The sequence below is a fragment of the Frigoribacterium sp. 2-23 genome, assembly GCF_049601585.1.
Taxonomy (GTDB): Bacteria; Actinomycetota; Actinomycetes; order Actinomycetales; family Microbacteriaceae; genus Frigoribacterium.
In genome coordinates this window covers 719,344-732,339 of record NZ_CP187126.1, presented here as the reverse complement: position 1 = coordinate 732,339, position 12,996 = coordinate 719,344, and the positions used below count along the sequence as shown (strand labels likewise).

The 12,996-nt window shown below is 70.5% G+C and carries 16 protein-coding genes and 1 tRNA gene; 6 read left to right on the top strand and 11 right to left on the bottom strand.

Annotation, left to right across the window (positions count from 1 at the left end; all coding sequences use genetic code 11):
• Positions 1–252 precede the first annotated feature (252 nt).
• Positions 253–438 carry a hypothetical protein gene (locus ACPEEZ_RS03530; protein ID WP_423922837.1) on the bottom strand — a complete coding sequence of 62 codons (186 nt, stop codon included), beginning with the start codon at positions 436–438 and terminating at the stop codon, positions 253–255.
• 104 nt (positions 439–542) lie between these two features.
• On the opposite strand from ACPEEZ_RS03530, the gene ACPEEZ_RS03525 reads away from it, so the two are divergent.
• A complete protein-coding gene (locus ACPEEZ_RS03525; RefSeq protein ID WP_423922835.1) occupies positions 543–1,442 on the top strand; it encodes an NAD-dependent epimerase/dehydratase family protein in 900 nt (299 codons plus the stop codon).
• A 29-nt stretch (positions 1,443–1,471) separates the two neighbouring features.
• On the opposite strand, the gene ACPEEZ_RS03520 is transcribed toward ACPEEZ_RS03525, so the two are convergent.
• The gene (locus ACPEEZ_RS03520) at positions 1,472–2,236 is read right to left on the bottom strand and encodes a hypothetical protein (protein ID WP_423922833.1); all 765 of its coding nucleotides are present in this window, start codon (positions 2,234–2,236) and stop codon (positions 1,472–1,474) included.
• Positions 2,237–2,391: 155 nt separating this feature from the next.
• Here ACPEEZ_RS03520 and ACPEEZ_RS03515 point away from each other — a divergent pair, with 155 nt between their 5' ends.
• Positions 2,392–2,880 (top strand): GNAT family N-acetyltransferase, encoded by a 489-nt coding sequence (locus ACPEEZ_RS03515; RefSeq protein WP_423922830.1) that lies wholly within the window; start codon positions 2,392–2,394, stop codon positions 2,878–2,880.
• Between the two features lie 18 nt (positions 2,881–2,898).
• Here the strand turns inward: ACPEEZ_RS03515 and ACPEEZ_RS03510 are convergent, their stop codons facing one another.
• The 3 genes from ACPEEZ_RS03510 to ACPEEZ_RS03500 all read right to left on the bottom strand — a co-directional run bounded on the left by ACPEEZ_RS03510 (position 2,899) and on the right by ACPEEZ_RS03500 (position 6,038).
• The gene (locus tag ACPEEZ_RS03510; RefSeq protein ID WP_423922828.1) at positions 2,899–3,489 is read right to left on the bottom strand and encodes a TetR-like C-terminal domain-containing protein; all 591 of its coding nucleotides are present in this window, start codon (positions 3,487–3,489) and stop codon (positions 2,899–2,901) included.
• Complete coding sequence (locus ACPEEZ_RS03505; protein ID WP_423922825.1) at positions 3,482–4,366, bottom strand: alpha/beta fold hydrolase; 885 nt, start codon at positions 4,364–4,366, stop codon at positions 3,482–3,484. The genes ACPEEZ_RS03510 and ACPEEZ_RS03505 overlap by 8 nt, the downstream gene beginning before the upstream one ends.
• Positions 4,367–4,430: 64 nt before the next feature.
• Positions 4,431–6,038, bottom strand: a complete 1,608-nt coding sequence (locus tag ACPEEZ_RS03500) for a DUF7059 domain-containing protein (RefSeq protein WP_423922822.1) — start codon at positions 6,036–6,038, stop codon at positions 4,431–4,433.
• A gap of 70 nt (positions 6,039–6,108) precedes the next feature.
• Between ACPEEZ_RS03500 and ACPEEZ_RS03495 the strand changes: the two genes are divergently transcribed.
• Entirely contained in the window at positions 6,109–6,519 is a 411-nt protein-coding gene (locus tag ACPEEZ_RS03495) for an ASCH domain-containing protein (protein ID WP_423922819.1), read from the top strand.
• Here ACPEEZ_RS03495 and ACPEEZ_RS03490 read toward each other — a convergent pair.
• From ACPEEZ_RS03490 to galU, 6 genes are all read right to left on the bottom strand, one after another.
• Positions 6,504–6,716: a hypothetical protein gene (locus tag ACPEEZ_RS03490; protein ID WP_423922816.1), complete on the bottom strand. Its 213-nt coding sequence runs from the start codon at positions 6,714–6,716 to the stop codon at positions 6,504–6,506. The two genes, ACPEEZ_RS03495 and ACPEEZ_RS03490, sit on opposite strands and share 16 nt — an antisense overlap.
• An 89-nt stretch (positions 6,717–6,805) precedes the next feature.
• Entirely contained in the window at positions 6,806–8,029 is a 1,224-nt protein-coding gene (locus ACPEEZ_RS03485; RefSeq protein ID WP_423922814.1) for a DUF4190 domain-containing protein, read from the bottom strand.
• A 139-nt stretch (positions 8,030–8,168) separates the two neighbouring features.
• Positions 8,169–8,241 (bottom strand) — tRNA-Ala (locus ACPEEZ_RS03480).
• 101 nt (positions 8,242–8,342) lie between these two features.
• Positions 8,343–9,383 (bottom strand): hypothetical protein, encoded by a 1,041-nt coding sequence (locus ACPEEZ_RS03475; RefSeq protein WP_423922811.1) that lies wholly within the window; start codon positions 9,381–9,383, stop codon positions 8,343–8,345.
• Positions 9,384–9,499: 116 nt separating this feature from the next.
• A complete protein-coding gene (locus ACPEEZ_RS03470; RefSeq protein WP_423922809.1) occupies positions 9,500–10,147 on the bottom strand; it encodes a GNAT family N-acetyltransferase in 648 nt (215 codons plus the stop codon).
• 12 nt (positions 10,148–10,159) lie between these two features.
• Positions 10,160–11,053: a UTP--glucose-1-phosphate uridylyltransferase GalU gene (gene galU / locus ACPEEZ_RS03465; protein WP_423922806.1), complete on the bottom strand. Its 894-nt coding sequence runs from the start codon at positions 11,051–11,053 to the stop codon at positions 10,160–10,162.
• A gap of 79 nt (positions 11,054–11,132) precedes the next feature.
• Here galU and ACPEEZ_RS03460 point away from each other — a divergent pair, with 79 nt between their 5' ends.
• The 3 genes from ACPEEZ_RS03460 to mscL all read left to right on the top strand — a co-directional run bounded on the left by ACPEEZ_RS03460 (position 11,133) and on the right by mscL (position 12,712).
• Entirely contained in the window at positions 11,133–11,711 is a 579-nt protein-coding gene (locus ACPEEZ_RS03460; RefSeq protein ID WP_423922803.1) for a 5-formyltetrahydrofolate cyclo-ligase, read from the top strand.
• A gap of 26 nt (positions 11,712–11,737) precedes the next feature.
• A complete protein-coding gene (locus ACPEEZ_RS03455) occupies positions 11,738–12,124 on the top strand; it encodes an FmdB family zinc ribbon protein (RefSeq protein ID WP_423922800.1) in 387 nt (128 codons plus the stop codon).
• Between the two features lie 84 nt (positions 12,125–12,208).
• Positions 12,209–12,712: a large conductance mechanosensitive channel protein MscL gene (mscL, locus tag ACPEEZ_RS03450; RefSeq protein ID WP_423922797.1), complete on the top strand. Its 504-nt coding sequence runs from the start codon at positions 12,209–12,211 to the stop codon at positions 12,710–12,712.
• The last annotated feature ends 284 nt before the right edge of the window (positions 12,713–12,996 follow it).

The window sequence follows — 12,996 nt, the reverse complement described above, 5'->3', positions numbered from 1 at the left end:
TCGACGAGCCGAGGCTCGGACAGGGGCGCACCGTTCGTGCCCCCGAGGGGTGGACGTGCGGGATCGGATCAGGAGACCTCGCCAGCCGACCACCTCGATGTGGGACACGCGTGCCCCGGTAACCAGCCGGAGCGACACCAAACGTAGCGCTTGAGCGCGTCCGTGTCAGGGTGATCTTGCGGGTGATCGCCAGATTCTCGGATTCGGCGCTGCCGACGAGCCGGTCGCCCCCTCACCGGAGGCGCCTGCGAGTCAGCGAAGCGGGCCGGCCCCGCCCTGGAGGTCGTCCAATTCGTCGACCGCACCCTCGAGGGCCGCATCGTCCGCGGCGGACGTGCCATGCGCCTCCACCGTCTCGTCGCCGTCGCCGTGCACGACCTCGGGGTCGAGACGGCCGTCGACGTCGTGCTGGGCCGGGTCCTTCTGCTGTTCGCTCATGCGGCCGACGCTACCCGCCCCGACCGGGCGGGTCCGGATGGGCCCTGACCGAGTAAGAACGAGGAGGCGCGGTGTCCGTATCCCCGCGCCCCGAAGGAGAGACGATGACGTCCAGTCACGACCAGCCCACCCGTACCCGCGTCGCCGTGACCGGCGGGAGCGGCAAACTCGGCCGCGCCGTGGTCCGCGACCTCGTCGAGCACGACTACGAGGTCGTCCTCCTCGACCAGACGCCGAGTCCCGACCCCGTCGACGGTGTCACGTTCGTCCGCGTCGACCTGACCGACTACGGCCAGGTCGCCCAGGCGCTCACCCACGTCGACGACCGCTACGACTCGATCGACGCCGTGGTGCACCTCGGGGCGATCCCGGCACCCGGTCTCGTCCCGAACGCGACGCTGTTCACGAACAACGTCACGGCCAGCTACAACGTCTTCGCGGCCGCCCGCGCGGCGCACATCCGCAACGTCGTCTGGGCGTCGAGCGAGACCCTGCTCGGCATCCCGTTCGACCTCGACCCGCCGTACCTGCCGGTCGACGAGGAGTACGCGGTGCGACCCGAGTCGTCGTACTCGCTCGGCAAGGCCGTCGACGAGGAGATGGCGCGGCACTTCACCCGCTGGGACCGTCAGCTCAAGATGATCGGCCTGCGCTTCTCGAACGTCATGGACGACGGCGACTACGTCGACTTCCCCTGGGACGAGACCCCCGAGAAGAAGACGTTCAACCTCTTCTCGTACATCGACGCCCGCGACGGCGCCCAGGCCGTCCGCAAGGCGCTCGAGAGCGACCTGGTCGGCTTCGAGGCGTTCATCATCGCGGCTCGCGAGACCGTCATGAACACGCCGACCGCCGTACTGGCCGACCGTTTCTGGCCCGAGGTCGAACGACGGGCGAGCGTCGAGGGCACGGACGCGTTGCTCAGCAGCGACAAGGCCCGCGATCTGCTCGGCTTCGTGCCGGAGTACTCGTGGCGCACGTGGGGCGACCGCATGGGTCACTGACCCCGTGACGGCGGCGCGTCGTGGTCCCGTCAGCAGTAGTCGTACAGCGTGACCGGCGCGGCGATCGTGGTGATGACGTCCTTCGGGGCGTGCACCAGCGTGCCGTAGAAGCCGACCTCCCAGGTGTCCTCCATGCGGCGCAGCGGGTCGACGGCCACGTTCGTGACGTCCTTCCACGACGCGTCCACCTGCTCCGCCGGCGTCGCCGCGACGAGCGGTGCGACCGACGTACCGACGACGACCCCCGACGGACCCGACAGGGACACGGTGCGGCCGTCCGGCGTGGTGAGGCGAGCGGCGGTGATCTCCGCGCTCAACGAGCCCGGGTCGGTGCGGAGCTGGCGCGTCCCGATGTTCAGCGCGCCGCCCCAGGAGTACCGGGTCTGCGAGAGCACGCAGTGGCCACCGGTCGTGCCGTCCGGCACCGGAGTCCCCAACGCCCGCGTCAACGTCGCGACGGCGCCGTCGAGGTCCCGCGACACGAACGGCACGGACCCGACCTCCGCTCCGGCCGCGCGCAGCGAGAAGCTGGAACTGGACATCACGATCTGGTCCACGCTCGCGAGCGCGTCCGCCGGCTGCGACGGGGCGGCCGGCGGCGTGGTCGCGTCGACCGGCACCGTCGTCTCGGCGTCGCTCGGTGACGGAGTGGCCGCCGCCGCGGTGGCGGTGCCCGACGGAGCCCCCGTCGACACCGGTGCCGGCCCGGCCGCGGTGCAGCCGCCCAGCATCAGGCCCAGCGCCAGCGCGCAGGCCGTCGAGATGGTCAGTCGTGTCGATCGTGTCGTCCCCATGCCGGCACTCTACGGTCGGCCCGGAGCCGCCGACACGGTCGTCGACCGATGTCATTCGCGCCGCTCTGCGAATCATTCTCGAGAATGACGGCCCGGCACGCCGTGACCGACTCCGAGGCATCCCCTCTGCGGACGCCGCCTGCGAAGATCGTCGGATGACTCTGCACGGCACCCGCCTCACCCTCGAACCGATCACGCCGGAGTTGGCCCGCCGCATCGTCGAGAGAGACGAGCGGCCCGGCGACGCCTGGCACGTCGAGTACCCCTTCGCCGATGAGCTCGCCCCCCTGCGATCGCTCGGCGCGACCCCGGGGCCACGGGTCGACACGGTGTTCGGCCTGTTCGTGATCCGACGCCTCGCCGACGGTCTCGCCGTCGGCGGGCTCGGCTTCTTCGGTCGACCGGACGAGGAGGGGCGGGTCGAGTTCGGCTACGGACTCGTCCCGTCGGCGCGGGGTGCGGGTCTCGCGACGGAGGCGGTCACGCTCGCTCTCGAGCACGCCCGGCGACACGGGGCCCGGACCGCCGTCGCGGACACGGAGGTCGCCAACGCGGCGTCCCGGCGGGTGCTGGAGAAGAGCGGTCTGACCGAGACGGGGCGGCGCGGCTCGCTCGTGCTCTACGAACGGGACCTCAGCCTCTGAGGCCGCGCCGCGCCTCCCTCAGGAGGCCGGACCGGCGCGGAGGCCGCGGTCGACGAAGTCGATCATCCAGCTGAAGCTCGCATCGACGTCGGTCCCCAGCTGGAACCCGTCCGACGCCTCGAGCGTCGCGAACCCGTGCAGGATGCTGCGGAGCATCCGGAGCGCGTGGATGTCGTCGGCGGGGTCGAGCGCATAGCCGCGGAGCGCCGCGGCGAAGGACGCGAGGCTGCGGTCGAGGGCACGCGCGAGCGCGTCGTCCGCGTTCGCGCCTGAGTCGGCGTCGACCGGGCGCACGCCGACGGTCGCGGAGTACCGCCCGGGGTGCTCCTTCACGTACCGTCGCACCGTCTGCGCGGCCGCCTCGAGCGCGTCCCGGCCGGCCCGCCCCTGCAGCGCGTCCCGGAGTGCGTCGCCGAGCTCGGTGGCCGCGAGGACGGCCACGCGGCGGACGAGATCGGGGAGGTTCTCGACGTGCTTGTAGAGGGAGGGGGCCTTCACCCCGAGCCGCTCGGCGACGACGCTCATGCTCAGCTGCGCGAGACCGATCTCGTCCGCGAGGACGGCCGCCGCCTCGGTCACGACGGCCGCGTCGAGACCCGCCCTAGGCACGGTCGCCCCCACCGGCCGACACGAGGGTGCGGCCGAGGAAGGGCAGCAGCAACTCGATGACGCGCCCGGGTGTCTCGGCGTGCGGGTAGTGGCCCGCCTCGTCGATCACGGCGAGCTCGCCCAGGCCGTTCGGCAGGTCGTCGACGACCCGCTGGCCCTCGGCGCGGGGGTCGGCCCAGTCGGGGTCGGCGCCACCCTCGACGACGAGCACGGGGCAGCGCACGTTCGCGAGCTGCGCCCCCGCGTCGGCGGGCGTGGTCTTGGTCATGGCACGCAGCACGGCCATGCGCTCCGACTGACGCAGGGTCGTCTCGATGCGGCGACGCTCGTCGGCCCAATCGGTCGGCTTCGTCGGGATCGCGATGTCGAGATAGGCGAGCCAGCCGGACAGGCTGCCGCTCATCATGACCTTGCCCAGCTGCACCGTCCCGGCGCGGTGCCGGCGGTTGCGCAGCAGGCCCACGAGGTCGAACGACTGGGCGCGGGTGAAGGGGGCGAGCTCGACGACACCGGCGATGTCGTCGGGGGCGGTCGCGGCGGCGACGGTCGCCGCACCTCCACTGATCGACTGGCCCACGATCACTGCGGGCCCGCCGAGGTGTCGGACCACGGCCACGAGGTCGCGGGCGATGTCGGTGCGCGAGAAGCCCGCCCAGTCGGTGCTCGAGTCACCGCACCCCCGGATGTCGACGTTGGCCACCCGGTAGCCCGCTGCGACGAGCTCGGGCACGACGAACCGATAGGAGTGCCGGCTGTCGCCCATACCGTGCGCCAGCACCACGAGCGGGCCGTCTCCGGTCACGTCATAGGCGATCGTTCCGCCGTCGGTCTCGAGGTACTCCAGCATGATGACTCCTTGGCTATGGGGTGTAGCCATAAGCTATGCCTCGTAGCTAACGATGTCAAGTGCGCGCGAAGGACCTCCTCCCGCCCGGCGAGCCTCAGAGACGCAACATGCCCACCGTGACGAGCTCGCGCAGACGAGGCGCCACCTCGGCACGCAATGCGTTCTCGTCCGCGCCGAGCAGCTGGGCGAGCGCGGCGACGATCGCGCCGGCCGTCAGCTCGCCGTCGCTGGCCCCGACCAGGGCCGACAGCGCCGTGCCCGACTCGATGGTGCGGGCGAATCCCCCGCCCTGTCTCAGACTGATCACCGTCGGGTCGTCGTTGCCCGGCCAGTAGTGGCGCTCCTCGGTCACGTCGCCCGCCACCGTGCTGGTCGCGGCCAGCAGGGCGTCGTCGTCGAGCTCGCGCACGGCGGCCATCGCATCGAGCGTCGTGCCCAGATGGGCGCCGAGCCCGACGTCGTTGCTGCCCAGCGCCCCGAGCAGGCGTTCGATGCGCACGATCGGCGTCGCCGTCTCCCCTTCGGGCCGACGCAGCGTGACGTAGCCGAAGCCGACCTCGACGACACCACGGTGCTCGAAGTCGCCGAGCCACGCGTCGTACAGCCGCTCGAAGTCGTCCGTGCCCGGGCGCGTGCCCCCGTCGCGGATCCACGTCTCGGCGTACGCGGCCGGGTCCTGGATCTCGCGTTCGACCACCCAGACATCGAGCGGCACGTCGCCCTGGGCGACCCAGTCACCCACGGAGTAGGCGCCGCGCTTGCCGCCCGCCGCGCCCGCGCCGCCCGTCTCCCAGTTGCCCAGCAGCTGAGCGACGCCGCCTGCGGTCAGGTGCGCGCCGACCTGCCGGACGACGGACGCCACGAGAGCGTCGCCCTCCATGCCGCCGTCGCGGTACTCGTACTCGGGCACGCCGTCGACGCGCGGTGTGATGACGAACGGCGGATTCGAGACGACATGGTCGAACGTCTCGCCGGCCACCGGCTCGAACAGGCTGCCGAGCCGGAACTCGATGCCGTCGATCAGGTTCAGCGCGGCGTTGAAGCGGGCGAAGTCGAGGGCGCGCTCCGAGATGTCGGTCGCCACGACGTGCCGCGCATGCCGGGCGACGTGCATGGCCTGGATACCGCAGCCCGTGCCGAGGTCGAGCGCCCGCTCGACGCGCCGCGGGATCATGAGCCCGGCCAGGGTCGCGGACGCCCCGCCCACGCCGAGGACGTGGTCCTCGCGGAGCGCACCGCCGAGCGCGAGCTCGCCCAGGTCGGAGGCGATCCACCACGAGGCCTCGCCCGCATCGTCGACGAACGAGTAGGGCCGCAGGTCGACGCGGGCGTGCACCTCGGCCCCGTCGACGCCGATCAGGCCGAGCCGCCGTGCCCCCTCCACACCGAGCGTGGGCAACGCGGCGGCGACATCGTCGATCGGCTGCGGGTAACCGAGCACGAACAGCATCGCGAGCGTCGAGGAGGCGCGGTTCCGGTCGTGCGCCGCGGCGCTGCGGACGAGGGCGCGGCGGGCCGCCACCCGCTCACCACGGAACAACGCGGCGCCGGCCGTGCGTCCCCAGGCATCGGCGCTGCTCAGTCGATCGACGGTGAAGTCGGAGGCGGCGAGGTCCGCGCGCAGTCGCGTCAGTAACTCGGGGACGACGGTGACGGCAGACGAGGCGGCGGGGTTCGAAGGCACCCGTCCATCTTGAGGCATGCCGTCGTGGGGACGCGCACCGCGCCTCCCCGATGTCGCCCGTCAGGGTACCGGCTGCGAGACTCGATGTATGTGGCCGAGAATCGACGACCTGCGCACGCTCGAACTCGGCGACCCCGGCGCCCTCCGCACCCGGCTCAACGGCCTCGTCGCCGCCGGCGAGAAGACGGCGACCGCCGGCCGCCTCGCCGAGTACGAGGAGGAGGGCGAAGAACTGGAACGCGTCGGCGAACGCATGGTGCTGGTCGACGACGAGATTCGGCCGATCGGCCTGGTCGAGATCACCCGGGTCGACATCGTGGCATTCATCGACGTCACCTCCGCCTTCTCAGACGCCGAGGGCGAGGGTTTCGTCGACGTGGACGATTGGCGGCGGCAGCACCGGGCCTTCTGGAGGCGCGTCGACGGCGTCGAGGTACCGGACGACGAACTCGTCGCCTGCATCCACCTGCGCTACGTCGGCCCCTATCCGACCGAGTAGCTGCTTGAGCTGAACTCGTACTCGCCGTACGAGTGGGCGCACTCCTTGAGTCGGTGCAGGGCCTCTTCGGCCTCCTGACGCGAGTGGTACGGGCCGTGCCCGGGCTCACCGGGCAGCCGCGTCGGGTACGAGTAGTGCAGGTACCAGACCGGGACGCCGTTCTCGACCGATTCCGTGAGTCTCACTGCGAGTGCCATGGTCGGCAGCCTACGACCGACGACGGGCCGTCGCCCGCCCGCTCAGCAGACACAGAGGCGACGACCCGCCGGGTCATAGGAACCGGCGATCAGTTGGTGAAGATCGCGTCGTCGTGATCGAAGTCGGGCTGGATCTGGTACACGATCTTGCTCGCGTCGGCGACCGAGAACGCTTGACGGAAGGTCACCGTCTCACCGGCGGGGACGGCCGTCGTCGGTCCGAGCAGGTCGACGTCGGAGTCGTAGTCGTAGATCGGGCTCGCCTCGACGCCACCGGAGCTCACCGACGAGTAGACGGACGGCTTGAAGATCTTGTCGGTGCCATTCGTGATGGTGACCGTGACCACGACGTTCGACGCCTGGTCGGCGCCCGACGCGTACTCACCCGGCGTGTAGCCCTCCGGCGCGCTCACGCTCACGACGAGGCCGTCGGTGTACTCCCACTTCTCGCCGAACGCCGCGCTGTCGCTGCCGTCGGCGGCCGCACCCGATCCGTCGTCGTCTGCCGTCGCGTCGCTCGGATCGCTCGGGTCGTCGTAGGAGTAGCTCCCCGAGGACGAGCTGTCGTAGTCCGAGTCGATGGCGTTGACGGCCGCGATGCCCCAGAAGATACCGGCGATGATCGCGACGAGGAAGGCGACCCCGGACAGGATCGTTCCGATGAGCGCCAACATGCGGGTGCCACGCTTGCGGACCAGCGCGACGATGCCGAGGACGAGGCCGACCAGAGCCGCGAGACCGAAGAAGGGCACGATCCAGCCGACCAGCAGACCGACGCCGCCGAGCACGATCGAGGCGATCGCCAGGCCGTTGCCGGCGCCCTGCGGCGGGCGGCCCGGGTACATCGGGGTCCCACCGTAGGGCTGGCCGGGCTGACCGCCGTACGGCTGGCCGGGCTGACCGGCGTACGGCTGGCCGGGCTGACCGCCGAACGGCTGGCCGGGCTGCGCGCCGTACGGCTGACCGGGCTGCCCCTGCTGGCCAAACGGCTGGCCGGGCTGGCCCTGAGAGGGCTGGCTACCGTAAGGCTGGCCCTGCTGGCCGCCGTAGGGCTGCCCCTGCGGCGCGCCGTAGGACGGCGCCGAGGGGGCGGACGGAGCGGACGGCGCCGGCGGGGCCGGCGGAGGCGTCTGACCGAAGGAGGGACGGTAGGGCTCGTAGGGCTGCTGCGGAGCCGAGGCGGGCGCGGCGGGCGCCTCGGGCTGCGCTGCCGGAGCGGACGGTTCGGGGGCGGAGTAGACGGGCGGCGGCACGGGGGCCGACGACGGCTGGACCGAATCCGCGTCCCCCGACGGGTTCTTCTGATCACTCATACCTAGGAGTATGCCGTGAACGCTCCGACATTGCCGACCCTGCACCGATGTGACGGCAGCTCACCACGGCTCACACTCACCGGCCTCACGGCAGACAGACGAAAGGCCCACCGGAGTGGGCCCTGCGTCGTCTTCTCGGTGGAGCTAAGGGGATTCGAACCCCTGACCTTCTCATTGCGAACGAGACGCGCTACCAACTGCGCCATAGCCCCGAAAACGTGCTTCGCCACGATATCACCCCGCGGCCGGTCTCTCGAAATCGACCCGCGCCTCCGGGGCTCGGCGATGTGACGCCGCGACGCCAGGACCTGGGTCAGACGGCGCGGCGGCGGCGCAGGGCTTCGTCGAGTTCGAACGTCGACGGCCCGAGGTCGTCGATGATCCCCATGGACGCGAACCGGGACGGGACGGCCGGAGGCGCGGGTGCGACCGGCGCGGCCGTCACGGGCGCTGCCGGCTCGGGCACCGCGCGCACGACGGGCCGCACGGCGGCAGCCGGCTCCCGCGTCGTGTGCAGCGCCGCCTCGGCTCGAGCAGCTTCGCGGAGGGCGTCGTGCTGGGCCTGCTTGAGCGCCTGACGGCGGAGATCGTGCTGCTGCGCCGCTCGTTGCGCCGACACGAGGGCGGCCTGCTGCGCATTCTGGGCCGCACTCGCTCTCTGTCGTAGGTACAGGGGCTGCGGGACGGACACGGGAGTCCACTCGCGCGAGACCTCGACGTCGTCCTCGATGCGGACGCCTTCGCCCATCACACCCGAGAAGTCACGCAGGGGCTGGGCTTCGACCGGCGCGGCCGGGGCCGCGGCGAGACGCCGGGCGCGTGCTCGAGCGACGGCGGCGAGCTGGGCGAGCATGGCGACGGCCCCCGCGCCGAAGACGGCACCGGCGACGGCGACCATCCAGGCGGTCGCGAGGTTGATCAGGCCGAACACGACCGCGACGACGCCGGCGACGAGCACGAGGGTCGAGACGAGACGCGAGCGACGCAGACGACGGGCGGCCAGGGCCGGGTCGCGATCAGCGGCGCGCAGGACCGGACCGGCCGCGGCGAGCTCGCGGGTGATCGCCCGCTGCCGAGCGGCTTCGTGGGCGCGACGGAGGGCCTCACGGCGTGCCTGCTCGGTGCGGAGGATGCGTTGCGCATCGGCCACCGACTTCGCGTTCGCCTCGACCCGCACCTCCTCGGGGAGCTCGGCCGTCTGCGCGAGGATGCGCAGGGTCTGCTGCAGGCGGACGGCGTTGCGCTCGGTCGCGAGGTACTCCTGGCGCTTGTGCCAGGTCGGCACCAGATAGACGAGCCAGAGGACGGCGACGAGCGCGAGGACGATGCCTCCACCCCACGACTCGATGTTCATGGTGATAAAGGTAGGAGCGGCGCGCCCTCAACCCGTGGCGATCGCAAGGTGTGTCCCGGGGAATCGGCACAGAACCGGTGGGCAAAACGCGAGGTCAGGCCGATGAACCCGATCGGTCAGACCGGGAAGGTCTGGGCCGCCTCGGCGATGGCCTCGGCCGGCACGCTGCCCTGACCGGCGGGCACGCGCCCCTCGCGCCATCGACGCAGGACGCCGTCGCCGACCTCCTCGGCCACGAGCGCGAAGCAGAAGTGGTCGCGCCACGATCCGTTGATGTGGATGTAGCGGCGCCGCAGCCCCTCGTAGCGGAACCCCAACTTCTCGACGACCCGGAGGCTCGGCGCGTTCTCCGGTCGGATGCAGATCTCCATCCGGTGCAGGCCGAGCGTGAAGAAACAGTGATCGGTCGCCAGGGCCACCGCGGTCGGGGTCACGTTGTGACCCGCCGCGTCCTGGGTGACCCAATAACCGATCGTGGCGGAGCCGAGCGAGCCGTAGGTGATGCCCGAGACGTTCAGCTGGCCGACGAAGCGGCCGTCGAGCTCGACGGCGAACGGCACGCCGAGCCCCGCCCGGGCGTTCGTCTGCAGGGCACGGATGCTGCCGCGGACGTCGTGACTGGTGAACCCGTTCGGATTCGTCGCCTCCCATTGCCGTAGCCACGACCGGTTCGTCATGAGTGCCTGGTCGAGGTCGCGGGTGTCACGCAGGCGGAGGGGTCGGATACCGACCCGCCCCTCCACCAACGTGGGGATGCTGGTCACTGCTCGGTTCGCCTACTCCAGTCCGGCCGTGAACTCCTGAAGCCACGGACGCAGGTCTCCGCCGATGTCCTCGCGGTCGGCGGCGAGCTGCACGATCGCCTTGATGTAGTCGAGTTTGTCACCCGTGTCGTAGCGGCGGCCACGGAACACGACGCCGTACACGCCGCCGGTCCACTCCTCGGCGTTCGCCATCTTCATCAGGGCATCGGTGAGCTGGATCTCGCCGCCCTTGCCGGGCTCCTGCTTCTCGAGGACGTCGAAGACCTCGGGGCGGATGACGTAGCGGCCGATGATGGCCAGGTTCGAGGGCGACTCGCCCTGCGCCGGCTTCTCGACGAGGCCCGTGACCTTGACGACGTCGTCCTCGTCGGTCGCCTCGACGGTGGCGATGCCGTAGAGGTGGGTCTGCGACGGGTCGACCTCGAGCAGCGCGACGACCGTCGCGTTCTTCTCGGCCTGCACCTCGATCATGCGGGTGAGCAGCGGATCGCGGGCGTCGATGATGTCGTCACCGAGCAGGACGGCGAACGGCTCGCGCCCGACGTGCATCTTCGCGCGGAGCACGGCGTGCCCGAGGCCCAGCGGGTCGCCCTGACGCACGTAGTGCATGTCGGCGAGGTCGGTCGACTGGTTGACCTTGGCGAGCTTGTCGTGGTCGCCCTTCTTCTTCAGCGTCTCTTCCAGCTCGGAGACGTGGTCGAAGTGGTTCTCGAGAGCGTTCTTGTTTCGACCCGTGATCATGAGCACGTCGGTCAGGCCGGCCGAGACGGCCTCCTCCACGACGTACTGGATGGCCGGCTTGTCGACCACCGGCAGCATCTCCTTCGGCATTGCCTTGGTCGCAGGGAGGAACCGTGTCCCGAGCCCTGCTGCTGGAATAACTGCCTTCGAAATCGTGAAACCCATGTGGGTCAGCGTATCCACCCGGCGCGTTTCCGGGCGGTAAACAATCGTCCGTGACATCGCCGCGGTTAAGATCGATGTCATGACAGACGTGGTGGGCAACGAGAAGCGTGCCCTGCGGGCCGAACTGCGCCACCGGCGTCGCAACCTGAGCGCCACGGAGCGCGACCACGCGTCGGCCGGCATCACCCGGCACCTCATCGATCTCGCGACGGACCTCTCGGTGCGCAGCATCTCGGCGTACCTCTCGGCGAACGACGAGCCGAACACCCGCCCCTTCTTGAACTGGGCGTTCGAGCACGACATCAGCGTGCTCTTCCCCATCAGCCGCGCGGACGGCCTGCTCGACTGGGCCGTCGGCGACGGCGAGAACGAGACCCGCGGTCTCTTCGACCTGCCCGAGCCGGTCGGCGAGATCCTCAGCCCGATGGCGATCAACGACGTCGACCTCATCATCGTCCCCGCCGCACTGATCGACCACGGCGGCATGCGGATGGGCTGGGGCAAGGGCTACTTCGACAAGACGCTCGGGTCGATGGAGAAGCGACCGCCGGTTTATGCTGTGGTCTTCGACACCGAGTACGTCGAGTCGGTGCCTCGAGAACGGCACGACCAGCCCGTCGACGGTGTCGTGACCCCCTCTGGCATCCACGAGTTCTGACACTCGTCCTTCTCCGGGAGCATTCCGTGCCCACCTACTCGTACCGCTGCACCGAATGCGACAACGCGTTCGACATCCAGCAGTCCTTCTCCGACGACTCGCTCACGGTCTGCCCGGTCTGCTCGGGTCACCTGCGCAAGGTTTTCAGCGCCGTCGGCGTGACGTTCAACGGCTCGGGGTTCTACCGCACCGACTCGCGCTCGAACGGCGCGTCGAAGGGCTCCGGCTCGGGCACGGGGGGCGGGTCGGAGTCGTCCTCCGGCTCCTCCGGTACGAAATCGGACTCCGCCTCGTCCGGCTCGTCCTCGTCCGGCTCGTCCTCGTCCGGCTCCAGCGGATCGTCGTCCGGCTCCAGCGGATCGTCCGGCTCCGGCAGCTCATCCGGTTCGACCACCTCCAGCGCTTCGAAATAGACCCTTCTGTTTCCCGCCGCGCGACGGCATCCCCGATCCGTGGTTGAGTTACCTGTGAATCCGCCCCCGATCTAAGGAGCAGCCATGAAGGGTTTCAAGGAGTTCATCCTCCGCGGCAATGTCATCGACCTGGCCGTCGCAGTCGTCATCGGTGCGGCGTTCACCGCCATCGTCACCTCACTCGTCACGAACATCTTCAACCCGCTGATCGGTGCCGCCTTCAACGCGTCGATGCTGGACGAGGCGCTGGTCGTCACGATCCCCACCGTCTCGGGCGGCACGGCCGATCTGAAGTTCGGTGCCGTGATCGGGTCCGCGATCAACTTCCTGGTCATCGCGGCCGTCGTCTACTTCGTGCTGGTGCTCCCGGTGAACAACCTGCTGAAGCGCACGTTCGCGAAGCAGCAGGCCAACGACGAGGCACCCGTCGACGTCCCGCCGACCGACGTCGAGCTGCTCAGCGAGATCCGCGATCTGCTCCGCGTCACGGTCTCCCCCACTCCGGCCGAGGGCGGACACGGCAGCCACGCCGCTCCCGTCGCCGCACCCGAGGTCAACGAGGGCAACGGCCCGCTCGGCAGCCGCTGACCCCTCGCTCCACGACAGGACCCGCGCCCCGACTCGGTCGGTGCGCGGGTCTTTTCGTCTGCACGGCTGAACCTTGGCGTCGGCGCGTCAGCCCCAGTGCGGCGGTTTGTCCGCCTTGAGGCGCGCGTCGTTGTCGCTCGACGACACCCGAGGAGGCTCGGGTGCGGGAGTCGGATCGCTGCCCGGGACCGGGTCGGTCGTCACGCGCCTCCCGGCTCGACGTCTGACCACGAGAGGGTATGACGGCGACGCCTCGACGACGCCGGGGACGTCGTCGACGCGAC